The organism is Halorubrum ezzemoulense (genome assembly GCF_004126515.1).
Classification (GTDB): Archaea; Halobacteriota; Halobacteria; order Halobacteriales; family Haloferacaceae; genus Halorubrum; species Halorubrum ezzemoulense.
Window position 1 is genome coordinate 49851 of the sequence record NZ_CP034941.1, and the last position, 25004, is coordinate 74854.

Annotated in this window: 28 protein-coding genes and 1 pseudogene; 16 read left to right on the top strand and 13 right to left on the bottom strand. The window is 58.7% G+C overall.

What is annotated here, in order from left to right; all coding sequences use genetic code 11:
- The first annotated feature begins 8 nt into the window (after window positions 1-8).
- Window positions 9-1013: an arsenic resistance protein gene (locus tag EO776_RS15870; RefSeq protein WP_094521196.1), complete on the top strand. Its 1005-nt coding sequence runs from the start codon at window positions 9-11 to the stop codon at window positions 1011-1013.
- 199 nt (window positions 1014-1212) lie between these two features.
- Here the strand turns inward: EO776_RS15870 and EO776_RS15875 are convergent, their stop codons facing one another.
- Window positions 1213-1443: a hypothetical protein gene (locus tag EO776_RS15875; RefSeq protein ID WP_049933177.1), complete on the bottom strand. Its 231-nt coding sequence runs from the start codon at window positions 1441-1443 to the stop codon at window positions 1213-1215.
- A 198-nt stretch (window positions 1444-1641) separates the two neighbouring features.
- Window positions 1642-3321 carry an FAD-dependent oxidoreductase gene (locus EO776_RS15880; RefSeq protein WP_099289191.1) on the bottom strand — a complete coding sequence of 560 codons (1680 nt, stop codon included), beginning with the start codon at window positions 3319-3321 and terminating at the stop codon, window positions 1642-1644.
- Window positions 3322-3553: 232 nt separating this feature from the next.
- Between EO776_RS15880 and EO776_RS15885 the strand changes: the two genes are divergently transcribed.
- The 8 genes from EO776_RS15885 to EO776_RS15920 all read left to right on the top strand — a co-directional run bounded on the left by EO776_RS15885 (window position 3554) and on the right by EO776_RS15920 (window position 7931).
- Window positions 3554-3865, top strand: a complete 312-nt coding sequence (locus EO776_RS15885) for a Fic family protein (protein WP_094521194.1) — start codon at window positions 3554-3556, stop codon at window positions 3863-3865.
- The gene (locus EO776_RS15890) at window positions 3858-4301 is read left to right on the top strand and encodes a metal-dependent transcriptional regulator (RefSeq protein WP_094521202.1); all 444 of its coding nucleotides are present in this window, start codon (window positions 3858-3860) and stop codon (window positions 4299-4301) included. Before EO776_RS15885 ends, EO776_RS15890 begins: the two co-directional genes overlap by 8 nt.
- Before the next feature lie 6 nt (window positions 4302-4307).
- Window positions 4308-4961, top strand: a complete 654-nt coding sequence (locus EO776_RS15895; protein ID WP_094521193.1) for a bacteriorhodopsin — start codon at window positions 4308-4310, stop codon at window positions 4959-4961.
- Window positions 4962-5130: 169 nt separating this feature from the next.
- The gene (locus EO776_RS15900) at window positions 5131-5415 is read left to right on the top strand and encodes a FeoA family protein (RefSeq protein WP_186279069.1); all 285 of its coding nucleotides are present in this window, start codon (window positions 5131-5133) and stop codon (window positions 5413-5415) included.
- Window positions 5415-5954 carry a FeoB small GTPase domain-containing protein gene (locus tag EO776_RS15905; RefSeq protein WP_129452562.1) on the top strand — a complete coding sequence of 180 codons (540 nt, stop codon included), beginning with the start codon at window positions 5415-5417 and terminating at the stop codon, window positions 5952-5954. Before EO776_RS15900 ends, EO776_RS15905 begins: the two co-directional genes overlap by 1 nt.
- Window position 5955: 1 nt before the next feature.
- A complete protein-coding gene (locus EO776_RS15910) occupies window positions 5956-7191 on the top strand; it encodes a nucleoside recognition domain-containing protein (RefSeq protein WP_129452563.1) in 1236 nt (411 codons plus the stop codon).
- Window positions 7192-7650 (top strand): hypothetical protein, encoded by a 459-nt coding sequence (locus EO776_RS15915; protein ID WP_094521189.1) that lies wholly within the window; start codon window positions 7192-7194, stop codon window positions 7648-7650.
- Window positions 7647-7931: a FeoC-like transcriptional regulator gene (locus EO776_RS15920; protein ID WP_094521188.1), complete on the top strand. Its 285-nt coding sequence runs from the start codon at window positions 7647-7649 to the stop codon at window positions 7929-7931. Before EO776_RS15915 ends, EO776_RS15920 begins: the two co-directional genes overlap by 4 nt.
- Window positions 7932-8007: 76 nt before the next feature.
- Here EO776_RS15920 and EO776_RS19450 read toward each other — a convergent pair.
- Together EO776_RS19450 and tsaA are read right to left on the bottom strand one after the other, a co-directional pair.
- Window positions 8008-8351: pseudogene (locus EO776_RS19450) on the bottom strand (hypothetical protein); the annotation flags it as partial.
- A 448-nt stretch (window positions 8352-8799) separates the two neighbouring features.
- Window positions 8800-9291 (bottom strand): tRNA (N6-threonylcarbamoyladenosine(37)-N6)-methyltransferase TrmO, encoded by a 492-nt coding sequence (gene tsaA / locus EO776_RS15930; RefSeq protein ID WP_094521187.1) that lies wholly within the window; start codon window positions 9289-9291, stop codon window positions 8800-8802.
- Window positions 9292-9619: 328 nt separating this feature from the next.
- Between tsaA and EO776_RS15935 the strand changes: the two genes are divergently transcribed.
- The gene (locus EO776_RS15935; protein ID WP_049933568.1) at window positions 9620-9904 is read left to right on the top strand and encodes a type II toxin-antitoxin system HicB family antitoxin; all 285 of its coding nucleotides are present in this window, start codon (window positions 9620-9622) and stop codon (window positions 9902-9904) included.
- A 4-nt stretch (window positions 9905-9908) separates the two neighbouring features.
- On the top strand, window positions 9909-10163 hold the full coding sequence (locus EO776_RS15940) for a type II toxin-antitoxin system HicA family toxin (protein ID WP_007344157.1): 255 nt from the start codon (window positions 9909-9911) through the stop codon (window positions 10161-10163).
- 232 nt (window positions 10164-10395) lie between these two features.
- Here the strand turns inward: EO776_RS15940 and EO776_RS15945 are convergent, their stop codons facing one another.
- Together EO776_RS15945 and EO776_RS15950 are read right to left on the bottom strand one after the other, a co-directional pair.
- The gene (locus EO776_RS15945) at window positions 10396-11151 is read right to left on the bottom strand and encodes an SDR family NAD(P)-dependent oxidoreductase (protein ID WP_094521201.1); all 756 of its coding nucleotides are present in this window, start codon (window positions 11149-11151) and stop codon (window positions 10396-10398) included.
- A gap of 327 nt (window positions 11152-11478) precedes the next feature.
- Entirely contained in the window at window positions 11479-11748 is a 270-nt protein-coding gene (locus EO776_RS15950) for a hypothetical protein (RefSeq protein WP_246041548.1), read from the bottom strand.
- 16 nt (window positions 11749-11764) lie between these two features.
- Here EO776_RS15950 and EO776_RS15955 point away from each other — a divergent pair, with 16 nt between their 5' ends.
- The gene (locus EO776_RS15955) at window positions 11765-12022 is read left to right on the top strand and encodes a PIN domain-containing protein (protein ID WP_241897914.1); all 258 of its coding nucleotides are present in this window, start codon (window positions 11765-11767) and stop codon (window positions 12020-12022) included.
- A gap of 531 nt (window positions 12023-12553) precedes the next feature.
- Here the strand turns inward: EO776_RS15955 and EO776_RS15965 are convergent.
- The 4 genes from EO776_RS15965 to EO776_RS15980 all read right to left on the bottom strand — a co-directional run bounded on the left by EO776_RS15965 (window position 12554) and on the right by EO776_RS15980 (window position 17891).
- A complete protein-coding gene (locus EO776_RS15965; RefSeq protein WP_094580660.1) occupies window positions 12554-13633 on the bottom strand; it encodes a hypothetical protein in 1080 nt (359 codons plus the stop codon).
- Window positions 13630-14733 (bottom strand): S49 family peptidase, encoded by a 1104-nt coding sequence (locus EO776_RS15970; protein ID WP_129452690.1) that lies wholly within the window; start codon window positions 14731-14733, stop codon window positions 13630-13632. Before EO776_RS15970 ends, EO776_RS15965 begins: the two co-directional genes overlap by 4 nt.
- Window positions 14734-14884: 151 nt before the next feature.
- A complete protein-coding gene (locus tag EO776_RS15975) occupies window positions 14885-16015 on the bottom strand; it encodes a hypothetical protein (RefSeq protein WP_129452565.1) in 1131 nt (376 codons plus the stop codon).
- Window positions 16016-16214: 199 nt separating this feature from the next.
- Complete coding sequence (locus EO776_RS15980) at window positions 16215-17891, bottom strand: hypothetical protein (RefSeq protein WP_129452566.1); 1677 nt, start codon at window positions 17889-17891, stop codon at window positions 16215-16217.
- 940 nt (window positions 17892-18831) lie between these two features.
- On the opposite strand from EO776_RS15980, the gene EO776_RS15985 reads away from it, so the two are divergent.
- Window positions 18832-19578, top strand: a complete 747-nt coding sequence (locus EO776_RS15985; protein ID WP_129452567.1) for an archaellin/type IV pilin N-terminal domain-containing protein — start codon at window positions 18832-18834, stop codon at window positions 19576-19578.
- Between the two features lie 156 nt (window positions 19579-19734).
- Here EO776_RS15985 and EO776_RS15990 read toward each other — a convergent pair whose 3' ends face one another.
- Window positions 19735-20229, bottom strand: a complete 495-nt coding sequence (locus EO776_RS15990) for a hypothetical protein (protein ID WP_094520761.1) — start codon at window positions 20227-20229, stop codon at window positions 19735-19737.
- 215 nt (window positions 20230-20444) lie between these two features.
- Between EO776_RS15990 and EO776_RS19455 the strand changes: the two genes are divergently transcribed.
- The 3 genes from EO776_RS19455 (at window position 20445) to EO776_RS16005 (ending at window position 22215) form a co-directional block, all read left to right on the top strand.
- Window positions 20445-20666: a hypothetical protein gene (locus tag EO776_RS19455; protein ID WP_094520762.1), complete on the top strand. Its 222-nt coding sequence runs from the start codon at window positions 20445-20447 to the stop codon at window positions 20664-20666.
- A 213-nt stretch (window positions 20667-20879) separates the two neighbouring features.
- Complete coding sequence (locus EO776_RS16000) at window positions 20880-21764, top strand: transcriptional regulator TbsP domain-containing protein (protein WP_246041549.1); 885 nt, start codon at window positions 20880-20882, stop codon at window positions 21762-21764.
- Between the two features lie 169 nt (window positions 21765-21933).
- The gene (locus tag EO776_RS16005) at window positions 21934-22215 is read left to right on the top strand and encodes a helix-turn-helix transcriptional regulator (RefSeq protein ID WP_004599500.1); all 282 of its coding nucleotides are present in this window, start codon (window positions 21934-21936) and stop codon (window positions 22213-22215) included.
- A gap of 153 nt (window positions 22216-22368) precedes the next feature.
- On the opposite strand, the gene EO776_RS16010 is transcribed toward EO776_RS16005, so the two are convergent.
- The gene (locus EO776_RS16010) at window positions 22369-23199 is read right to left on the bottom strand and encodes an IS5 family transposase (RefSeq protein WP_094580663.1); all 831 of its coding nucleotides are present in this window, start codon (window positions 23197-23199) and stop codon (window positions 22369-22371) included.
- 370 nt (window positions 23200-23569) lie between these two features.
- Complete coding sequence (locus tag EO776_RS16015; protein ID WP_129452568.1) at window positions 23570-24736, bottom strand: ISH3-like element ISH3B family transposase; 1167 nt, start codon at window positions 24734-24736, stop codon at window positions 23570-23572.
- Between the last annotated feature and the right edge of the window lie 268 nt (window positions 24737-25004).

Consider the following 25004-nt stretch of genomic DNA (forward strand, 5'->3'; position numbering starts at 1 on the left):
TCACACTCATGCTCCGGAATTTTCTCACCGCTGTCAAGGAGAATCTAATCTACGTTGTGGTCGCGTCGCTTGTCGCCGGTCTCGCGTTCGGGCAGGTCGCCGGCACCGGGACGAGGAGCCTGCTGAAGGCTGCTGTCCTCCCGGTGCTGTTCCTGATGATCTACCCGATGATGATCAACATCGACCTCAAGGAGGTCATCAACCTCCGCAGGCACGCGAAGCCGGTCGGGCTGAGCTTGATTGTCAACTTTGCCGTCGCGCCGCTGGTCGCAGTGGGGCTCGCCCGCACCTTCTTCGCTGGGAACCCCGCCTACGCGGTCGGACTGTACTTCATCGCGCTCATCCCCACGTCTGGGATGACCGCTGCGTGGACCGGGTTGGCCGACGGCGATCTTGAGGCCGCGCTGGTAGCGATGGCCGTGAACCTGCTCGCGGCCGTCGCCATCCTGCCGGCGTACCTCTCGGTGCTCGTACCTGCCTCGGTCGCGTTCGACCCGACGGCACTGTACCGCCAGCTGGCACAGGTTGTCGTGCTACCGATGGTGGCTGGGAACCTCACGCGACGCGTGCTGCTCCGCCAGTACGGCTCTGACGGTTTCACTCGGCTCAAGCCGATGTTCGGTGGCCTGAGCTCTGTTGGCGTGATGCTCATCGTCTTCATCGCGATGACGATGCGCTCACAGAGTATCCTCGCTGACCCGGTCGCCTCCGCTAGTACCATCGTCCCGCTGGTCGTCTTCTACGCCGTCATCCTCGTGGTGGGCGCGGGGCTCGGCCAGACACTGCTTGACACTGAACGCGGTGTCAGCTTAGTGTACGCGACGAGCATGCGCAACCTTTCCATTGCGCTGGCCATCGTCGTCGCGGCCGGGTCGGTGCCTGCCGAGGCGATCCTCCCCATCGCGCTGGCGTATATCCTCCAGCCGCCGCTCGGCGCGGCGTACATGCACTACCGTCGCGACGTCGTCGGCGAGGGGCTGACCCTCCGCGAGGCCGTCGCCGACCTGGTCTGACGTCGCTGGTCGGTTTTTTGTGTAATCATAATGTCCACGCAGGGGTAATTAAGATACCCGGGCTTGTGTGACCGGGTACGCGGAACGCAGTGGAAGATCTCCCATACGAAGCAGGGCTCCTCCCTACAGCTACGATACCGGAGGGAAATCTGAAACCGCGATTCGGTCGCTTTACAGCGACCAGATTAATTCGCTGAAATCAGTCTTCGAGTCCGAAGTCAGCAAGTGAGTGCGTATGATGCCACACGGCGACTACTTCGTCAACATCGAATGTGAGGACGCCGTCTGTCAACTGAATCTTGATGACTCCGTCTTCGATTTCTGAATCGTGGAGATGCATCTCCAGCGGCTCATCGAACTCTGAAACTGCGAGCATTAGTTCGCCTTTCTCTTCCAGTTCCGATTGGAGTTCCGCTGTTTCAACTCCCATTGTACTACCGAATACGGGTTTGACAAATGTAAAGATTAGTTTCATTTCTAAAAATCTATTTTTGCCGAAGGGTTTAATTGTTTTAATAGCACAATACTGCTGTAGCTGAATCTGCCGTATCAGTCACGAGTCGGTAGCATCAATCTACGCTTACGGAGAATCGAGGAGAAATTCTCGGGCTTCAGCGCAAGGAGAATGTCACTCTGCTGGCACGGATTCGATTCGTTCGTTGTCGTCCGTCGCCGCGTACTCGTAGCGGTAGTAGCCGCCGGTCAGGCTGCGAGCGGTTATCCCGTACTCTGCCAGTACCCGCGTTGCCATGTAGGAACTCTTCCCGATCTTACAGTATGTGAACACCTCTCCGTCTGGGTTGGCGTCGGCGGCCCACTCTCGGAGCTCGCCGAGCGGGACGTTCTCGTCGCCGTCGATCCGTCCTTGGGCCTCCCGCATCTCCGGAGGGCGGGTGTCGATGACCGTTGCCTCGTCTTTCCGTTCGAGAAACTCATCGAGATGGACGACGTCGGCGATGCCTTCGACGACGTTCGCACCGATCATTCCTAACATGTTTACCGGGTCTTTCGCGGCCGAGTATGGCGGCGCGTATGCGAGATCGTAATCGCGGATATCGAACACGGTGTCCCGGTGTGCGATGGCCGTCGCGAGGACGTCGGTTCGCTTGTCGACGCCGCTCTCGCCGATAGCTTGGGCACCGAAGAGCGTTCCGTCGTCGGGATCGAACAGGAGTTTGAAGTCGATCTCTGACGCCCCGGGGTAGTACTCCGCGTGGTTCGGCTGACTTGTGTAGACCGCTTCGTAGGCCTGTCCCGCCTCGTCGAGCGCCGCTGCCGTGTCACCGACGGTACCGACGTCGAGATCGAACACCTTCGCGATCGAGGTGTCCAAGACCGGATCGAGGCGGTCGTCACGTCCAGCGATGTCGTTCGCGGCGACCCGGCCCATCCGGTTGGCCGGCCCACCGAGCGGTACCCACGCGTTCCCGTCGGTCCGAGCGGCCGGCGGAGCGGCGACGTCGCCGACGGCGTGGATCGACGGCGTCGACGTTCGCATTCTATCATCGACCGCGACCGCACCGCTGTCGTGTAGCTCAACGCCTGCCGACTCCGCCAACTCCGTTCGCGGCGTGACGCCGGTTGCGACGACGACGAGATCGAACGTCTCTTTCGAGCCGTCCGTCGTGGCGACAACTGTCCCGTCACCGGGTTCCGTCAGCGAGTCGACGCCGGTTCCCAGCCGGAGATCGACGCCCCGGTCGCGGAGCCGTGACTCGACTCTCGCTGCCATTTCCGGACCGAGTGTGTTTGGCATTACCTGTTCAAGTAACTCGGCGACGGCGACGTCGTTCCCGGCTTCAGAGAGGTTTTCGGCGACTTCGAGGCCGATGTAGCCGCCGCCGATAACGAGCGCTCGCTCGTCACCGGCCATCCCCTCGCGGACAGCCGTCGCGTCTGGGACGGTCCGGAGCGTGTGACAGTGTTCCAGTTCGGACAGGTCGAACATGGGCGGGACGAGCGGCTTCGCTCCCGTCGCGATAACGAGGTCGTCGTAGGCAATCGCCGCTGGCTCGCCGTCGGCCGCAGTGACCGAGACCGTCTGCGTATCCGGATCGACATTTGTCGCAGCGACGCCCGTTCGGATATCGAGGTCGAAGGCGGCTGCGAGCTGCTCGCTCCCCATCACTGTGAGATCGTCTTCAGCGACAGTGCCGCTGAGGTGATACGGCAGTCCGCAACTCGCGTACGAGATGTTCTCCCCCCGCTCGAGGACGACGATCTCGGCGGTCTCGTCGAGTCGTCGGAGTCGCGTCGCGGTGCTCATCCCGGCAGCGTTTCCCCCGATAACGACGTACTGCTGTGACACGCGTGGACGTTGCGTTCGTAGCAAATATATATTGAGCCGTATTCCTAATAGTGGGAATTATTGTGAGTTATGACCAAGTGCGCTAACGGGTTGTCTCGGGATCTCGTTCGCACCGTCGGCTCGCTGTATTTCACCGGTCAGATCACGCTGACGGTCTGAGACGGGCGCACCCGACCTGCGGGTTTGCTACTAGCAAACCGTTTATATCACACGAGCGGGTAGTATCAACGAGATGAGCGACGAGACGCCACACCGCCGCCGGCGGCGCCGGCGTCGTCGCGACAACGGCCGGTTCGCGGAGACAGTCCCGCCCGAGGCGGTCCAAGACGTGTTTAGCGCCGTTGACGGCCCGGTCGTGACGACCACAGACGTCGCAGACGTGCTCGGGGTATCGACCGAGGCAGCGCGGACGAAGCTCAACGGGCTGGTCGAGCGGGGAGAGCTCCGCCGGCGTGAGACCGGCCGGACAGTCGTGTACTGGGTAGCCGACGACACCGGTGGCCGACCGGCAAAGGAGCGGCACGGGGGTGGACACGATGAGTGACGCGTCCTCTGCGAGCCTCCCCGTGAGCCCGGCGGAGGGGCGTCATCTCTGCGGGCTGCTGGTATTGACGCTCGCCGACGACTCCCCGGTCGGCACCGGTGTTTTGGCCGACTCCCTCGGCGTGAGCGGGCCGACGGTCACCGAGACGATTAAAACACTCGACGAAGCGGGGCTGGTGACCTACGAGCCCTACGTCGGGGTGGAGTTGGCCCCCCGCGGCGAGCGCATCGCACGGGACCTGTTGTGGCGGCGGTGCCTCGTCCAGCAGTTTTTCGAGACGGTGGATATCTCCTTGGACACCGAACAGGCCTACCGGATCGGCCGGACCGTTCCCTCCGGAGAGCTCTCCCGGCTAGACGACCAGCTCTCCCGGCCCTGTGACCGCCCCTGCGAGGCGACCGACGCGCTCGACTGCGAGCGGCTGGTCAGCCGGTGACCGACGGTGCGGTCCGTCAGTCTCCTCGCGGCCGCTGGGTTCGCGCTTGTTACCGCTGGCGCCGTGGCCGTACGGCCCACTAGCAACGAGCTCCGGCGCTACCGGTGGATCGTCGCCGTCATCTTCGGAGCGTCGGCGGTCAGCTACGCCGGTATCGGCCTCGGCTACGGACGGGTTGACCTCGCCACAGGCTCGGTCGCATGGCTCCACTACGCGGAGTGGCTCGTCGGGACGCCGGCGTACGTCGCCGGGTTGTTCTTGCTTACCGAGGAGCCCAACACGGTCCGTCTCGCAGTCGGCCTGGATCTGCTGATGGTCGGCGCCGGCATCGGCGCCGCGCTGACATCGGAGCCGGCGCGCTACGCACTGTTCGCACTCGCGACGCTGTCGTTGGTCGGACTGTTTGCCCTGCTCGTCGGTCGCCAAGGCGCCGGCGGCTGGCGCTCGGCGCTGTACACAGACCTACGGCGGTTATTTTTAGCTGTCGGCCCGGGCTATCCAGTTGTGTGGCTGCTCGGCAGTGAGGGGCTTGGCTTATTTGGGTTCGGCGTAACGAACCTTGGGTTCCTGTTACTCGACGCAGTGGTGAAAGCCGGGTTCTTGGTGTTGCTCTGCCGGGCTCAGCCCGTCGACATTATTCTCCCCGTCTGGGATGGCTGACCGCCCGGCAGACAACGGTATTGCTTGGACACCCGGTATCGCAGTATTGTAGAACCACCGTAGTGCCGTAATGGTACCCGCGAATGGGTTCGTCGCAGTGGCGGCGTCACGACCGCAGTACTTTTTAGGCGGGCCAAAAAATACTGAGTCAGAGCGAGTGAGTATAATAATGCTCTCTGGACTCATCGCCTCGGTCATACCTGAACAGACGAATAACGGGTCGTCCGTCGGTAGCACCCACGTGGCGGCCCTCGAAAGCGGACAGACCGGAACGATTGAGCGGGTCGACGAAGACGTATCTGATCGCGCCCTCGCGATGGGCATTCGACCCGGACGCGAGCTTGAGGTGCGGTCCAAACAGCCGTTCCATGGTCCACTGGTTGTTGCGGTTGATCAGTCGGTGACGTCGATCAGTCGACAGTGCGCTCAAGGGATCGAACTCTCCGTTGAGTGATGTCCGATCCCTCGCAGATACTCCTCGTCGGACATCCAAACGTCGGCAAAAGCGTGCTGTTCAACCGGCTCGCCGGCGCGAGTGCGACCGAGTCGAACTATCCCGGGACAACCGTCGACTACGCCGAGGGTGAGCTCGTCATCGACGGTGATCCGATTCCCATCATCGACACGCCAGGCACCTTCTCGCTTGATCCGCGAGACCGCGCAGAAGAGGTAACGGTCGAACTCCTCGAAGACGCTGCCGATGTGCTCGTTGTCGGCGTGATTGATGCCACACGTTTTGAGCGGGGGCTCAACCTCATGCTTGAGCTAATCGAACGCGGATACGAGCTCGTCGTGGCGCTCAATATGTGGGACCAGGCCTGTCGCAAGGGGATCGACATCGATGTCGACCGGGTTGAATGGTTGCTTGGCGTACCGGTTGTTCCGGCCGTTGCTACGGAGGGACGGGGGATTAAAACCCTCCAGCGTCGGATAGATGAGGCACACGCCCCGTCAATTGAACAGGTACAGACACGCGTTCGAAACGGCTCCTGATATGGACTCACAGCTTGATCCTGCGGCGCGGTGGGATCTCGTTGACGAAATCGCAGATCAAACCGTTGAGTACGAAACCGCTGAGGCCTCGGTTGCCGACGAAATCGGTCAGTTGATGGTTTCGCCGTGGACCGGCTTTCCCTTCGCAATCGCCGTGCTCTACGGGATGTGGGGATTCTTCGGCGCCGTCGCCGGCTTCTTCACCGATGGGTACTTCGTGCCCCTGTTCGATCGGTACTGGCTACCCTGGCTTCAGGAAACGTTCCCGTTTGAGGGCACTTGGGTGTACTTCGTCTTAGTCGGCGACCCGGCGGCAACCAATAGCTTCGAGGCGTTCGGGATGCTCACGAGTGGTCTCTTCGTCGCCGTGGGCGTTGTTGTTCCGGCGCTACTTGCGTTATATTTCATCCTATCCGTCCTTGAGGATTCAGGGTATATCCCACGGCTGGCCGTGTTGCTCGATACGTTCTTCCACCGGATCGGCCTACACGGCTTCGCGGTCGTGCCGATGGTTCTCTCCTTTGGGTGTAACGTGCCGGGCGTCGAGGCGACCCGGTCACTAGAGGGGGAAAAACAGCGGTTTATATTGATGACCTTGCTGTCGGTGTTTATTCCCTGTGGCGCCCAGCTGGGGGTGATGCTCTCGTTGATCCCCCAGTATACGGGCTTCATCCTCCTGTATCTGATTGCTGGCTTCTTTGTGTTCGGTGCCGTCCTCAACCGGGTTGTCAGTGGCTCGACACCGGAGTTTATTGTCGACATCCCACCGCTTCGCTGGCCGCGGCCGCGACCACTCGGCCAGAAACTCGCGATGCGCACCCGCGGCTTTCTCACGACCGGTTTGCCGTTCGTCCTCGTGGGTGTCGGAGTGATGAACGTACTCTATGTGACTGACCTCATGAGTGTAATTGGGATGGCAGTCCAGCCCGTGCTAACCGGCTGGTTCGGCGTACCGGCAGACACGGTCCCCGCCCTTGTCGCCGGCTTCATGCGGAAGGACCTTGCCGTCGCCCAGCTGAGCGCCATCGCACTCACTCCCTACGAGACAGTAATGTCCGTAATCATGATCAGTATCTACTTTCCCTGTGTAGCCACTTTCGTTATGCTGATTAAGGAGGGCCGCAACAGCGGCGGACTCACGCGCGTCCTTCTTGGGAGTCTCGCCACGCTGATCGCAGCGCTGTTCATCTGGGGCGGCCTGTTCCATCTACTTGGGATCGTTATGGGGGTGGCATAAATGCGGATTACGCGTCTCTACTGGGCGTTTTTCGGAGCCGGCCTGCTCGTCGTTGGCGGAATCGAACTCGCCGCCGGGATCCTTGGCGTCAGTCGGGCAGTCGGACCAGTCTCGATCGGTGGCACCTACGTCCTCTGGCGTGGCATCATCCTCGCCACCGCCGGCGGACTGTACACCCATGCTGTCCTCGCCGACGTCCCCAGTGTACGCGAGCGGGCGACCGTTGTTCTCGCCAGTGGTATGCTCTGGATCACGGCCGGAACTCAGCTTTTGACTGCGGTCTTGGAAGCGATCCCGGGCGGCGCTGAGACGTGGATTGCTCCACCAGGGGCAATTTTCGGCGCATTAGCGCCACCGTACGTGCCAGCACTCATCGCCGTTCTGCTCACGCTCCCCGCCGTCCGTCACGTTGACGGAATCGCTGTTATCGACCGACTTCGTGAGGTGGTTGCGTCGTGAGTACCTACCGTCGTGTCCTCGCGATGGTCGCGCGAAACGTACCCGTCTCGACGATCGCCACCCGGTTGGACACGCGGGAAGATGCCATCCGTGGGATGCTTGACTCGATGGTCCGTGAGGGGTACCTCCGCACGATCGACTGTGAGTCGGCGGCCTGTAGCGGCTGTCCGATGTCCGATGCCTGTGGAATGGGTGCCGACGGGAATCCAATGAGCTATCTGCTGACACAGCGTGGTCGGGAACTGCTTGCGGAGCACGACTGCATCGCTGTCAAGTCCTAACTGGTCGACTTGCCGCGCCATACGAGTGTACGCCACCGCAAAAGCGGGTAACGCACAGATCAAGGGTGGTAACGAACGCTGCGCCGACGCCCTTCGCGACGGCACCGTAGAACGTGGTCGACTCGACGACCAGGTGGACGATACCGAGGATCGTCGTCGACGCTATCTCGTTCGTGCTGGTGGCGCTACTTCCGAGATAGTTGGTGAGAGAGAACCGGCATTTCAGCTGGCCGCCTAGGACTGACGCCCCACAGGACTGGCACTCACGGCCGGCGCAACAGAGCCACCACCAGCGCTTGTCGTGACGCGTTGGCGTCAGAGGGCACCTTCACCCCTATCGTCTAGCATCATATCCGGAATGGAGGACGCCTCGCCGGTCGGCTTCAGTTCGGTGAAATTTCGATAGCGATCACGCGGCAATCAGTGTGGTTGTCCCGGATTCGTATTTCAACGGCATGACCAGTGTCCGCTCTGTCTCGGATTTATCTATGGACTAAGGGATGCGAATATCTTATGCTTCAGACGGCATTATAAACGCCAGAAAGCTTTCTACAAACATATTTTATATGTGTTACCCGAACGTGTGGAACCGGAGATGTACCGACCAGTTACCGGTCGGTGCTCACGGAGCCAAAGAAGGGGTCCATATCCGTCCACCCATTCGTTTGTCTTCGAAATCCGCCTCAACCCATAACCAAGATGAATTTTACCATAGTCAAGGGTGTCATAGAACGATTCACAAGCTGTTGTTTACAGTTAAAACATGTCTGAATTAGTAGTTGGAAAGATCCTGCGTATTGACCGCCGAGGATTCTACTAACTCAGAGGAGTGTTCCGGTAGGCGTGCGAGATACAGAGGGTGAGTTCATCAGAGGAATCGCTTATCAGCCTGTTTAGATTTGATTGTTGACCGCGATGCGTTGAGCCAGCCTGTGTCTACATCATCTGGAACATCGAAGTCAGGGACGAACGGTTTGATATCCAGCAACGGTGTCCCATCAACGACATCGATTCCTCGGACGGTCACTTCGGGTCCTGTGATTGAATCAACTTCAACAACAGAGAGGCCGATTTGATTCGGGCGCTGTGGTGCTCGGGTGGCAAAGACGCCTCTTTGTTCTTCATCAAGAAATGGTTCAACCTGTAACGAACCGGTATCAGCAACTGCGTGAAAGTGATAAAGCAAAATACAGTGAGAGAACCCATCCAGGTCTTTCAACCCATTAACGTATGACTCCTTTAGCTCAACAGTTCCCTCTACGGTATCCGCTCCAGTTGGTTGGATCGGCATCCCTTCCGGCGATTCAAAAGGTGTCCGAATTACCCCAATTGACTCGTACTGGTACTGGTCATTTGGCATAATATTCCGTCAGTCTTCGAATGAGAAATCAGTGTCGTGACCGATACGCGCGCTCTATACAGCACGGACTTCGTGTCAATTGTAAAGGATTGTAGCAGGGTATTTTATCACATCTGAGTGGGCAGGCGTACAGGAAACGGGGGATTCTTGAACGTTTCAAACAGGATTTGAGATCCATAGTAGTAGGATTCTAGCACATCTAGGGGCGGATCTGTTGAAATCCTCGGCCGCTAGTAGTTCGTCAAGCTCATGCCGAATACAGAGAGCGAATACAACACGATCCACTACACACACCAGATTTATTCGACTCCCAAGCCTCTCTAGAATCATGAGTACAGACATCGACGACCCCGGCGATGAGGAGCCCATACTGCCGGTCAACATTTCACTGTCTGTTGGCGAGAGCGGAGACATGTGGATTGCTCGTGACGAAGACACCGGTGTCACGTCGCAAGGAAAGACCCGGGAGGCTGCGCTCGAAAACCTCGACGAGGCCGTCGCCGGCTATCACGGTGCTGGAGAGTCGCCGAGCGACGAGGAACTCCGTACGATGGGGATTAACCCGGAACAGAACAACTCTGGGTCACTGGACGAGTCTGACGTGTTCCAGTGACTGTATGGCACAAGGAACGTTTTCGGGCAAAGAGATCGTGAAGGTGATGGTGAACAGCGGTATCTACGAGTGGGACCGAACGAACGGTGACCATGCGATACTCCGCTGGGAACCGCCCGCAGACCACGATTCGGACGCGCGTACTGTTCCGGTCCCTCTACACGACGAGGTCAATATGGGAACGTTGCGGAGCATCGCCGAGCAGGCCGGCGCAAAGGATTTCGACGAATTCTGTGCGTGGATCAAGCGTAACAGGTAGCTCATACCGACCTCTTCGGTCCAGTGATGACCGACTGCTGAATTGTAATTGTGGCGGCAATGCGGGGTGGGAAGACACCGTAGTGCCGCCGTAAATAGCCGTATACGGGCTTCAAAGTCGAATTAAATCGCTATTTCTATTGTGTGAAACTCCCGGGAACTGGTGTATAGTATGAAAAAACACACCCCACGGTGCCGCCGTAACGAAAGCCACCGCTGCGATATTTGTTCAGCTACTGAGCAAGCAACCCTCCGTCGACAATAATTGGCTGTCCCATCACGTAGGAGGAATCCTCAGAACAGAGCCAAACGACTGTATCGGCTATCTCTTCTGGCTCACCGAGGCGTCCTGCTGGGATACCCGCAGTAATGCGGTCCATCTCTTCGCTGTTGTCCTCTCCCGCCTGTTTGACCATTGGTGTGTCGATAACACCCGGACAGACAGCGTTGAACCGGATTCCATCTTTAGCGTAATCAACTGTTGCCCGCCGAGTCAGTCCAATAACACCGTGTTTGCTGGCCGCGTAGTGTGCGCTTCCGTTCGCACTCACACCAGCGACCGAGGAAGTGTTGACGATGGCGCCACCACCTCGTTCAACCATCTCTGTGATCTCGGCTTTCAGACATCGCCAAACGCCTTTCAGATTCACGTCGATCATCCGATCCCACTGTGTTTCGTCGTATTCAGCAAGGCGGGTACCCTCATCTGCGATGCCGGCGTTGTTGTGTGCGAAGTCAAGCCCGCCGTACTCGTCAAGCGCCGTCTGTACCATCGCGTCAACATCGTCAGAGTCGGTGACGTTTGTCTTGACGAACGTCGCTTCGCCGCCGTCACTCGTGATCATCTCAACCGTCTCGTGGCCACTCTCCTCGTCGATATCGGCGACAACGACGTTTGCTCCTGCTTCGGCAAACCGAAGTGATGACTGTCGACCAATTCCCGATCCACCACCAGTGACGACCGCAACTCCGTCTTGTATTCCGTTCATAATGTCTCCCACCACGTTGTTTCACGTGGAGTGTTAGTTATTGACAAACAATTATAATATACTTATCTGTAAGAGTTTATTCAGCATTGGTTGTATATCAACATTAACGAACACCAACTGGCGACTGTACAGTGTCGAGACCTACAGCAGTGGCCAAGTGAAGACCAAGTACGCCCTCAGCGGTGAGGGAGAGTGATCGAAGTGCGCTGGCTGCTGTTGAGAACTTACTCTACGCGATGAATTTAGACAATAGTATAGAATGCGTATAAATATGAGCAGTGAAAAAAATCTGTGCCAGTTTCACTCCCGTCGGAGTTGGTAGAACGCCTAGGAGCTCTTGTCGAGGATGGCGTCTTCGGCTCTCGGTCCGAAGCGCTGCGGTACGGCGCTCGACTGGTTGTTCGGGAGGAGCGCCTGAAGCGAGTCCACGACCAGCCTGTGGAGCGCGCTCATGAAGATCTCAAGGAGCGGCTGGAGCGCAAACGTGTATCTTGATCTGAATGTCACTCTCGCCGAACTGAAGGAGGACGACTGACTCGCCAGCGAGGCCGATCTGGAGACGATAGATACCCCGAAAACGTCCATCGCTACCGGCATCGAACTCCAGTACGTGATGGAAGACGAATGGCCACGTGATCGGGTCGTGCGCGCTTATCAGGAGATCGCCGACTTGGGAATTGAGATAATCCCGCTCGGGGGCGATGCGTTAGATGCCGCCGCCAAACTGCGGTCGCAGTACGACTCGTTGAACATCTTTGACGGCGTCCATCCCGGAACCGCCCAGACACTTGATGATCCTATCGTCTCCACAGACACGCTCTATCCTAATATCCCCGAAGTGGAGAGTATCGACCAGAGGGATCTTGAGTAGCTGTTCTCGCCCATGTAGACGCAGTCGTCGCTGCCCATCTCCACGCCGGGCAGCTGCGTGGGCGTGTTGAAGTCACGGCCTTGCGACTTGTTTTTTTCACCCAATTCTCACAGAATGACCCGAACGACGGGTAGGCGACGTCGAGGTCGCGTTCCTCGAAGGTCTTCCAGGTCGCTTTTCGACACGCGCTCACCTAGGTGGTCGCATAGATACTCGTAGAACGCCAGCACGGTCTCCCCACGCGCCTCGTATTTCGGTCCGCTCCCCGACGGGTCCGAAGATCGAAGGAAATTTTCAGCGTCCTCCTGCGCCGGCTCAGCGGTTTCCTGTTCTATTAGAGTTTATGGAGCGTTTCGGTACATCGGGTGTTGGTAGGGGTCTCAGTAGCGCTTTTCACTGAATCGCGTTTTAATATGGCGGTGCTGTTTCTACAATATGAACAAGGCGAGTGTCCTGAGGCTTGACTCCGAGGCGGTTCATCAAAACTCACGCCAAAATTAACTCGACCGCGCCGTTACGGATCGGCGTTGACTACGCGGTCGCGTTGCCGGATGGGTCAGTCTCGTTGCCCGACGGCTCCGGTGGTTCAGGCGGCGGCGTCGTCCCGCCCGGTGGGACCGTTGCCCCCGGCGGAACTGCCCCACCCGGACCGGCTCCCGGTCCAAATGACACGTCGGGGTTCGGTCCGGTCACGAGGAAGTCCGCGATGTTGCCGATCAGCACGCCGTTGTCGGCACGGCCGGCATTCTCCGGTTCGAGGAAGCTCGAGTCCCCGAACACTGCGAGTGAGTCGCTACGGACTGCGACCCCGTAGGAGCCGGTCTCACGAGTCGTTGACAGTTGTGACGTCTCCGCGGTGGTGAACGTTGTCGATCCACCGGCCACGCCGATCGGCGCGGCGCCGCGGAAGACTGCCTCCTCAACGCCTTCCGTCAGCGACCCCGAGCCGGTCGGCTCGCCGAGTACGCTGAGGTAGTTCGCGTCGTTGTGCTCCATGTCGTATACGTACCCCGCCTTACCGTAGACGCCAAACGGCGAGCCGAAGTCGGTAAGCGCGCCGGTGCCGCCCGGATCGCTCGTCACAAGCGTCCGACCGCCGGCTTCGACGAACGACTCAACCGCGTCGGTATCGCTTGCCGACAAGGCGCTGGGACTCGTGGTGACGAACGCGTCCGCGTCCGAGAGCAGCGACGGCAGCGGTTCCGCGCCGAAGGCTCCTCCGTAGAACCGAACCTCATGGCCGCTCTCGACGAGCGCCGCGGTTAGCGGTGCGACACCGCGCCGGACACCGCCGAGGGACCCGATGTCCGCTTTCGTGGGCGCATCGCCGTCTTCGATCGGTAGGACCGGCGCGCTGCCGCCGAGTCCAGCCGCCGCGCCGCCGAGGTGGACGACGACGGTGTTCGACGGTTCGGAGCTCTCCATTTCGACCTCGCCGCCCTCGCTGACGGTTTCCGGCTCGACCGTGTCCAACCGCCAGTGGTCGTCCGCAACGGCGTCGGTCTCGGGCGATCCGCCGTCAAGGACGACGCCGCCGACGGCGGCGACGCCGACGACCGCGAGGAAGACCAGCGCGAACGCGCCGACCGTCGTTCGCAGGTCGACATTCATTCACCGTCACCTCTGTTGACCGTGGCCGTGTCGTCAGTCATCGCGTCCGCTGCGTCGCCGTCTGTAGGTAACTGTCCAGTGTAGCTCGTCATGATCACGTCGTCGCCGACAGTTTCGTCCCACGCCTGCGGCGCGACTGCGAGTATCAGCCCGTCGCCGAACTGCTTTTTCGAGCCGTCGACGACGACCGTACCGTCGTCTTGTTCCAACAGCGGAATGCCGCCGGGGATGCGGCTCTCGGTGCGGCGGGTGTCGACCGCGTAATCGTTGAGTCCCGCTTCGCTCGCAGCGTCGGCGACCGCGCCGTCGACGAACCCAAACCGGTCGGCGAAGCCATTCTCAACTGCCTCGGTGCCAAGGTACGCGTCGGCGTGGGCGATCGCCTCGCGGTCGAGTTCGATCTCCTCGCCGCGTTGTTCGAGCACGTTCTCCAGGAAGAGGTTCGCGAGCGTCTGTCGGCGCTCGCGTTGGGTGTCCGGGTCGCTCCCGCGTTTGTCCGGCCCGGTCGTCCCGGCGCTGGGACCGCTTGGGGCCGGCGCGGTGCCGGCGACGCCGACGCTGCCGACCGCCTGCGCGGAGGGCGCGACGTAAATGCGGTCGGCTGGCGCAATCGCGAGGTAGGCGCCCGACGCGCCGAGCGTGTCGACGGCGGCGTAGACGGGCATCACCGACGCGGTGCGGTCAACCGCGGCGTACATCCGTTCGCTCTGTGCGGGGAGGCCGCCTCCGCTGTTAACCTCAAGGACGACCGCTTCGATTGAGTCGTTCGTGCGGGCGTCGCGGAGGTTGTCCTCAACGTGTTGGGCCGTTGCTGAATCGATGGTTCCGTCGATTTCGACCACAGCGACGGTGCCGTCTGGACCGGTGACGGCGCCGTACACGCCGGGCGCGACCAGCAGCCCCGCGGCCACCGCGAGGATTACCGCGACGCCGACCGCGTGTCGCGTCTCGATCCGGTCGAACCCCGTCGCGCTCGTGTCTCCGGAAGCCGATCGCTCGGCGGTCGGCGGCGAGCGCGCGTCGGTCGACCGATCGTCCGCCGCGGCGTTCGCGTTGTCGGTGTCGTCCGGTGTTCTCGACGGCGAGTCGTCGGAACTCATCGATTCGTCCTCGTTTGGTGCCGCGGTCGCGACGTCGTGTGCTGTATCGTCGTCATCGTGGATTCGCATGCGCGTTTGTCCGTCGATACGTCTGTATTTCTATCGCGATCGGCGGTGTCGTGGTAGACGCCGCCGCGGTCGTCGCCGCCGCTCACGCGTCGGTCACCTCGATCGGGTCGCCCACGGCTGCGTCGAACAGCGACGCGTGGGACGCGAACAGCTCGCTCTCGGCGGCGGCGTCGACGATCACGGTCCGTCCGTGTCTGGAGACGGTCGCGTCCGACAGCGAAGTCTCTCCTTCGCGGGCCGCCCTTGCTATCGCCTCCGCTGTCTCCCTGTCAAGTCGACGAGGGTCCGCGACCGCGCCGTACCGCAACGCGACGCTCGGACCGTCTGAGCCGCTGCCACCATCTCCGGGCGCTCCGCCGCTCTCGGACCCCTTGTCGGTCACACGGAGTGATGCCCCAACTGCGGCCGACGCGTCGACCGCGGTTCGGAACTCTCCCGGCGCGTCGGCCAGCAGGCTCGTGAGATGTTCCCGGGCGTCCGCTCCCAGATCGACACACACCGTCGCGTCGCCGTCAAGCAAGGGCGGAAGCGACCCGAAGCTCGCAGTCGTTCCTGCCCGACGCCCGCGGTCACCGTCGAGTCCAGCGTCGCGGTGTGTCGCGGCAACCGCAGGCGTTGGGCCGTACGCCACCACGAGTTCATCCGCCGTGACGGCGACCGCCGACCCTAGGTTCCGCGCTCGGAACCGAGCGAACCCGGAGTCGTCTTTCACCTCGCGGGCCACATCGGGGTCAGCGTCGAGTTCCGCAGCGAGCTCCGACGCGTTGACGTCACCGACCGCGACCGCGCACCCCTCTGGTCCTTTCTCGGTGAGCGCCGCGCTGCCGGCCGCCTGTCGCACGCCGTCAAGCGACACGCTCTCGTACCGATCGAGGAGGCGTTGAACCCTAGTCCCTATTCCGCTTGGGAGCCCGGTCGCCGTCAGAACTGCCGGATCGATCCGGCCCGTCACGACGGTGTCGACGGCACTTGACGTGGTTGCTGCCGGGTCGTAGCTTCCAGCGGCGACCGCGGAGCGTGGCCTGTCGGATCCTGGGCTGGCCTGGTCGCTTTGCGTCTCGCCGTCCGACTCGACGGTGGCCCCGGTCGAGCCAACCGCGAGGGACGAGTCGGGCGGCGGTTCGGAGGTCAGAGCGTCGATCGGTCCACCGATTCCAAACCCAGTCGCTGCGAGCGCGGCTACGCGCTTCGCGAACGTCCGTTTGGAGGGCATCGTTTCAGGTGACTGCTGACAAGTAATAATACTACCGAGTGGCGACGTCATAAAGAGAAAGCCTCGCGCTACAGCACAAGGGGGCTGTCAACGCGACATGCGCTGTGGCTTAATTTCGGCGGTTGTTGCCCTGTTATCGGCTTCGTCCCCGCGGTGAATATGAGACTTTCGCCTCGAATTTCCGTATACGCAACTGTGTCTAGCTTCCTGGCGCTCTAGCGGTCGCGTTCTCTGTGCCAGCAGTGCTGTTTGTTGGTGTCCGGATCTCGACCGATTCGTCGTCGTACACTGTCATGGTTTCGATTACAGTGCCGTTCTCAGCAACTCGTTGGACGATGACTGTCGGCGCCCCCGCAGTCGTGTCAGTTGGGTCCGTCTCTGTGGGTGTCTCAACTGGGGTCTCCCCTCCGAGGAACTGCGTGATTGCGTCAGTCTGTTCAAATGAATCGACGTCACCGGATCTTGCGTCGACAAATGCAACGTATGCGATCCCACTGTTGTCCTCAGGGACGACGCGTACTTGCCAGTACTCTCGATCGTCGATAACTGTAAGGATCGGCTCGGCTGGGGTAAAGCGGTCCCAATCTGTTTGTGGTGCTGACTGCCTTACGAGGTCCGCTGCTCGCTGTGGGCCGAACAGTGAGTCGGCTGGCACGTACCGTTCGAAGGTTCCGTTTTGACCATCGATGGTCCACAGCTCTTGAAGTCCCTGTGCGTTGCCGTACGGTTCGACGGCGACAACGTATTGCGGACCTGACTCAGAGAGGATAAAGAACGGCTGGTCATTTTCGTCTCCGGGGAGCGGTGCGATCTCAATTTCGTCTTCGTGACTGGTGTAGGTGTTGAGAATTCCGTTGCGGTACTTCGTCGCAGCGACCGACTGAAGCGCCAAATTCTCAGGGTACAGCTGCTGATTGTCGAGAATTGGGCTGGCTGTAGCCTCAGAGGGAGAGAGCGTTTCGATCGAACCGCTTGGATCGATGACGGCGACGCCTCCCCACTGTGGTGTAGAGTGCGGAAGCGGCGTCAGGTGGAATGTTGGTTCCGAGTACGGGACGGCGATATATTGGGTATTGTTGTGAATGACCATTTTCGGGTCACCGTAGTCGACAAGATACGCCTGCGATTTGAGGAGTTCCCACCGATAGTTCCGGTGGAAGATCGTCCCGACACCGGTCTCAAGCTCGCCATCAACGGACCGTACATTCGCCTGCTGGGTTGTCACATCGACGAGGACGGTCCCGGCCTGTCGTTTGGTGATCTTATTGAACAGGCCGTCCGGAGCGAGCGGTGCCGCCCAGTAGGGAGTCCCGTTCACCACGCTAATGTCTGTGTCACCGACGCGGTACTGCGGCCGATTGAGCGTGTTCGATGCGTACCGATCGGCAACCGCTCGCGTGACGATACGTGGATTATCGGCATCAACATCGTCGAGTCGCTCAACGGTGGCTGTCTGGCTCATCGTTTGGTCGCTCAATGTGACGCCGGCAACCGCGTTGGCGACGGGCATCAGCGCAAACGCAGTGATCACGAGGACGACTACCCCGACACGAAGTGGGGTAATCGTGTGGTCATTGCTGGTGAACGCGTTGACGACCGTCTCAACGCCACCGCCCGCCCGTGCGGTGGCCCACGCAGCGATGCTACCGGCAACGATACCAAACAGCAGTAGCGGCGTCGTGTACACCGCGTAGATGAGTCCATGGAGCCACGGTCGGAAGAACCACCCTATGGCAACAGCAAGGATGCCAACAATGCCAAGCGGAATCCACGGTGGGGACGACTCGTGCTGATCCGAGTTGCCTGGTGGCCAGTCGGTGAGCTCATCATCGGATGACTGTTCGTCTGAATCGTCAGATGGAGGGCGTGTTGACATTGATCTGGATCGTGAGGTTATGGCTCTGAAACGTGTATGTGTGGAGCCATGAGTTACTCAACTCGAATCCGCAAGTAATCAGGGCAACTCGCCGATTGAGAGAGGGAACCTAATGGAACCACAAGATGGAGTGATTTCTACCAGCAAATAAATATTACACAACTGACTTCGTTGGAATCCCATCCTCCTAGCAAAAGATAGACTGAGACAGCTGGTAGCTGAAAACTATATTTGGATCGCCTTCTTAACCAAACTACAGCGATCGGAGTCACGATTGATATCCTCCTCGCGCTGAAGCGCGAGGCTTTCTCCTTGTACTCCCGTAAGAGACAGATCCGACGCCGCAGTTACCCTCGTTGCTTTTTATAAGGTTTTATATATGATCTGTTACAGTATAAACTGATGCCCTCTGTACTCGAACAACCGGTGTTTCATTACGGAGTTCCGTTCATCAACGCCGCGATTATCGCTGTAATCGGGTTTACCGTGTTTAGTGGCGTAGCGCGTCTGTTTACACTCGTACTCGCCTGTCTCGAGGTCGTTGTGGTCCCACAGATACTGAAACGCGCGGCGTAGCTTAACCCACTCGCCGCTGAGTGGATATCCGCTATAATTGAACGCCATCGACAGGCGCATTACACTCACCAAACGAATGAGGATGTGACGGCCCGCAACCTGTACGTCACTTGGTGACGCTGCTAAGCGTTCAATGTGCGGGCCGGTCACTACATTCCCTCTATTCAGCACGCGATATTTTCCAGTTCATGAGGATCTCAACAGGGCATACTGAATAGAGCGCGTATTTCCCACTCTCATGTGGCGTGTGACTAGACAGTGATGACTAATATTAGAATTGATATGTGGATCGAAATGTATACCCCCGGAACAGGCCGTTGTATTGGTATGAGTGGCAGTCTGGTCGCCTGCGCCGGAGTGAGCGATGGACGGTAGCCGTGACCGCGGCGTTACGACCGTCGTTGCCACGATTCTCATGGTCGCCATCGTGGTGATACTCGCTGCTACCATCAGCGTCGTGATTCTTGACTTCGAGAGCGAGCTCCCAGAGCCGCAGCAACTGCGCGGGTTCGGCGACACGGAGGTGACGCTCGGGCCCGAACACCGATCGTGGGGTGGGTGGAACAATGGTAACAGCAATCCCTCCCGCGGAGACATTGACGTCGTTCGAGTGCCCTACGTCGCGGGGCCGAGCTTCCAAGGCGACGAGATCGGTTCGATACTGGTCAGCTGGGAGGGTAGCGACGGCGAGGGCGGTCAGGTTCGGTTCCTGAATCCCAACCGCTTCGACGCGGACACCGCTCAGACGTTCCACGACGGCGATGTCGGGGAGTTCTGTACCGGCGATTTCGGCGTCGGTGAGACACTGACGATCCGGATGGCTCACAACCGGTATCAAGCGGGGGGAACCGGGACCGATGTGGCAGATATTGGTGAGCAGTACGTCGAGTCGAACCAGAACGACATCGCTCGCGGCGATGACGAGCCTTTCTTCCGGGTCGAAAACAGGTATCCGATCGATTTTAGCGGCGACCGCCCGATGGACCCGGGAGACTCAGTCGAGATCCTTTTTATTGGCGTCAACGACGAACAGCCCATCGCCAGAACGACCGCAGTCGCGACCGCAGCGAGCGGCGAGCCCACAGAACGAGACAAGCCAGAGTGTCGCTAAAAACAGTCGACAGTCGCAGATTCGAACACATCCAGAGACGGCGTGATTGAAATTCGCGGTCGCTGATAGTTCGTCGAGATTGTGCTGGATACAGAGCGCATATTCAGCATTACCGTACCTTTCTCAGGAGAAGCTCCCGCTGAATAAAAACGCCGTTCAGAAGCCGCGTTCGGCAAACGCTTCCCGTGCCTGTTCGTATCCTGTCTCTCCACCTCTCGTGTAAAGTGACGGGAGGTTCACGCGACGTTTACAAGTTGTTCTCGCGTCGGTATACTTAATTACAAGTCGGGGACGTGTTAGTCCCTTTATGCCATCCGTTGCGGAGACCTGCTGGATCGCATCAAGTCGAATTCGGTCTGGCGAGCGGAACCCACGTGCGTAATTTACTGCCCAGAGTACGAGGATCGACCCGCCAAGGGCAGCGATGTAGAGAAAATTACCACCGCGAACCACGCTGACCACCCACCAGATGCCGATTGGAAATACAAACAAGTAGCCGACAAGGACAGTACTAGACCACCACGTTCCGCGCTGCCAGTAATCTCGATAGAGTGACTTAATATACCCTAAAAACGATTCCTGGAAGTATACGTAATCTTCGGTGAACCGTGCTGTGCCGCGTTTTATCGGGAATGACTCGATGGAGGACATACGTCTCTCTCACTTTACTGATCATACGAAAAACTTGCCCGCTGTGTCAGTAGCTGAAATGCTACTATCGGCATCTCCCTTCGTTGAATACAACCTCTGTATCTTGAGGCTCTGGGTAGGTCACCTCAGGCTATGCAAGATAGAGGGCGCGTATCGGCCACAAGGTGAAGCGTAACTCACGAAACGTTTTCTGGGGTGCTCCTCCTACGACAGATATGTCCACGACTGTAGCGACTCCGAATGCGGACAAACGTTGCGCGTACTGTGAATCCCGAATTTTCGACCACGACCCAATCTGTGTCCGTGATTGTGACGACAACTGCGGTTCCCCCCAGTACTTTTGTAACTACGCGTGTCTCACGGCATACATCGAGGAAAACAGCCTGACCACGGGGAATGCGTGTACGTGGAACCCCGATGAAAACAACTGCTGCTAATCGGCTGTATCGCTAACAGAGACTGCTGAACTCACTCTCTGTATCTCGTACCTTACTACTGACAGAAACTGAGAAGATCTCGTGGGCGCTGCTGAATACACTGCGCGAGTCTGTCACCCATCTACAGACTGGGTGGTATGACGGTTGTACAACCACCATGGATTCTACTACCCCAGATCGAGGGTCACTACTGCGACCAACAATCTGCTTCCTATGAGCGTACTCGAAACGGATAGTCAGATCTATCCCGTAACCGACAAAGTAGTCCAATCCTCAGATATCACATCTGTTAAGTACATATCGATAAAATTACAAAATATGACCAAACAACACATTTTCACTCAGATGATTCTCGAACGAGAGGAGCCAGCATTGTTTATCAATCCTCGCTCTGAACAAATCGCAGCCTTCGCAGAGCAAGCAGTAACGGCTGAGGACCAGCCTAAGGTCAGGCTGCTCGCAGACTCAGACGAAATCAAAGACGCCCTCTACAGTTTTCTCACAGCATCAAAGCTAGCCGAGCTCATCCACCGAGACCAGCTCAGCCTCCGAACACTCACGGAGCCAGTTCAGAATATTATTTTCACAACCGAGTCTGAGGCTGTTGTTCCTGTGATGGACAAGCACAGTATCTCGAGTTCGGATCCCAAACTGGTCCCATCAGTCTACGGTGAGTTCGACTCCAGATTCGAGGCTGCCGAGCAGTATCACCTCCGGACACCTGCCCTCTCAGTAGTGAAACAGACGCTCCGGGAGGAGATTGGCGACGATGTCGCTGACGAACTCAACGAAGTCCTCGCACACGCTGAAGAGATTTCCAACAGCAACGAATACCTCAGTATCGTCGAGATCATGCTTATCCTCGCAGCCCGCAACGAGGTCCTCCTCTACGACATCTCGAAATGGGGAGAGGATACAGGTATCGCTTCGAAAGCAACCTTCTCACGGGCCAAATCAGCACTCGAAGATGCTGGCCTCATCGAGACTGAAAAAGTCCCACTAGACATCGGTCGCCCCCGACTTCGGCTTATCGCAACCGACGAGCTCGCGACAGCAAACCTGAAAACACTCTCCACCGAGATCCAGTCTCCGCTGTAGCATCTGCCCCACGACAGCCACCGACTATCGAGACGGGAATACGGTGCTTCTCCAACTCAAGCTTGAGATGAAGCAGTCAAAATCACTGTATAGAGGGTGTGAAACGTATTCTATAACACGCAGTCACCAGATCAATAGTATTTCAAAACTCGACTACGAAAATTGCGACATGTACGATCTTACTGGCTTTCAGCGCGATCTGCTGTACGTAGTTGCCGGACTTGATGACCCCCACGGACTCGCGATCAAAGACGAGCTGGAGGACTACTACGAAAAGGAAATCCATCATGGGCGGCTCTATCCCAACCTCGACACGCTCGTTGAGAAGGGACTCATCGAAAAGAGTCAGCGGGACCGACGGACCAACGAGTACAGCACTACTCGCCGGGGCACTAGAGAAATCGAAGCTCGGACTGAATGGGAAGCCGGGTATATTGACCACGACGGGTGATCGAACTACTGCGTTCGAGGACTGTATTTCACGTCCCTGGCTCTGTTGAGATCCTCAGCAGGAGATATGTTCCAGGCCGATCACGGTCAATACAGAGAATTCACCGACCGGCTGTTTCAGGGGCTGTGTTGGATCGCTGTAAGGCGGAGAGATTCACTGTTTGACGAAGCGTTTGATGTTATAGACGACACACATCAGCGCGATTTCGCGGAACTCACGGAACCATGACCGCGCTCGCACGGCGAAGCCGAGCGAGCGCTTCACAGCCGAGTTCACAGTTTCGGTCATAGAGCGCTGATTATAGCGATTATCGTCGATTCTGGCGTTGTGTGCGTGGTCGTACGGTCCGAAGATGCGGTGCTTGATCAGCGGTCTGATCCCGAGATCGCATAATCCTTCGCGGAGCGATTGCTTGTCATAGCCTTTATTGACCGCGAGAGACCGCAGGTCGCCCGCATTCCGGCGGGCGATCTGCTCTGCGAGGTCCGTGTCACTTCCTTCCCGATTCGTTGAGCAGTGAACGTCAATGACGGCTTGCGACGCTGTATCGGCGAGTTTCGTGACTTTGAGCTTCTGAACGCGGTAGCTGATTCGCTGGCAGTAGTGGCGGCTCGCTGGTGAGCGGTCGTAGAACGTGGCGTCGATCGCGGCGTGTTCAGAGAGATCGTGCAGCTGCGCCGACTGGCGCAGCAGCACTCGACAGACGCTCATGCTGATCCGGTCGAACGCCTTACACAACGTGGACGGGGCGGGGAGATCGGCCGCGTTAAGGCCGATCTCCCCGATTATTTGTGGCATCTCTTTGAGCAGGTCGATCGTCATGCGGTACGACAAATCGAGGTAAATCCGCAGACAGTGAAGGGAAACGAGTGCGTAGTCGGCGAATCCGCCGCCACCGTCCGGGGCGGCGGATTCGCCTCCATCGCCAGTAACTCTTTGAGCAACCGGTACAACCTCCCCGATGAAGCGGGAGATTTGCGTCATGGTCGACGGAACTCTCCCGCTTCAATTCCTTTGATTTAGCGGCCTACCTCGCCTCCGTATGGCGATTCAACACAGCCGGTTGAAGCTACCGCAGTCTCGGTCTTTGGCTCGCCGCCGACCGGTTTCAGACGAACCCCTGTGAGGTACACTTCATTCAAATCTACCGAAGGACTGCCTCCCATATTCAGTACCTCACAAAGCATCCTCAGCTAGCTGTTTCTGAAGCCTGAGTTCTGTGGCGGAGCGGTTGTGCTGGGTGGTCTTGACGAGAAGATCGTCGACGAACCGACGGAGAGCTGTCGCTGTCGGCGGCGGCTGCCGCCGACGCGACAGCGTTGCCACTTCTGGCGGAGGCTAGCCCGGTCGGAGATTAGCGAGTAAACCGGTCGTCTGGTGGTCGGTTTGCGGGGACGGCCCGACGCGTCGCGAGGGCCGTCCACGCTGCCCGTTGAATCATGTTGATGAACTCCTTGAACGACCACTTCCAGAGGCGACGCCCCCCACGGCGGGGCGTCGCCACGTATTCCCAGTGTAAATACCGCCAGACGTTCTGTAACAACAAGCTCACCACGACGTACAGCAGCCGTACGACCGGATTTTGTGTCGAGGTCGTCGCAATACTTTGCTCGGAGAGTCGGTAGCTGGCCTCGATACCAAAGCGTTTCGCGTAGTGGTATCGAGCGTCTCGTGGTGAATCGATGAACGGCGCGTCAGCGGCGTAGCCGTGACGCGCCACTCCATGTTCGTCGTACCGTCCGTTTTGGTACGTACAGTCGATGTAGACGGGAAACTCGACGGTCCAGCTGTGACCGTCGAGTTTCGCCGTCATGTCGTGTTGAATCACGCGACTCCAGCCTTCCGAGAGTTCTTGCTTGATCGTCTGTCCCCAGCGGACGATCGGCATGACGTAGGCGTGGTTGTGTGCCTGAAGCAGCGTCAAACACTTGCTGTCGTAGAATTCGCGGTCAAGAAAGACGGCCTTGACCTCGAGGTCAAGGCTGTCGAGGATACCGAGAAACTCTGCGAGGACACTGCTGGCGGTGTCGCCGTCTTCGAGACGGCGCACCGCCAGCGTGTAGCGTTTGTTCTTCACACGCGCGTAGAGTGTGGCGTAGGCGTGGAACGCAGTCGTTCCACGCTTCGCTTGTGAGTGGTACAGGCCGTCTGTCCCATCTTCGTCGCCGTAGTAGGGCCGCAGGTGGAGGTCTGAAACGACCTCCACCTGCTGGGGAAGGACGTCGAGAACGTCCTTCTGAAGGAGCGCGTTTCCGACTTGCTCAAGCGTCTCAAGGTCGAATTTGGTGCGGAGATGGTAGAGAACCGAATTTTCGTGGGGGGCGTCTTCACTTTTCTCACAGAGCGTTGAGACCGAGGTCCCGTCGGCGCACGCGCCGACGAGGACCTCGTAGATGTCTTCAGCATCGATCTCGGCGTTTTCGGCGAGTGTGAGAGCAACTTCCTCGTCAAGAGCGTTGACGAGGAAGTTAAGGAGTTGGTCTTCGTGGATTTCATCGTCTGCTTGCTGGGTTTTAGACACACCTTCTGTAAGCAGACGTCTCAACTAACCGGCTTTGTGATGTACTGATTCTACCGCTAACCACCGACTGGGCAAGGCAGCGGAATAAGTGACAACGCTTTCGCGTCGGGGACTGGTCGCCGCCGATCCGGGCTGATTTTCTCTACGAAACCGTCAGTACAACCGCTTCGACACAGAACTGAAGCCGCAGAAGCAGCTAGACGAGAATGCTTTGTGAGGTACTGATATTAGATCGAGATCTGAACAGTTGAAGTTGTGTTGTAAGAAC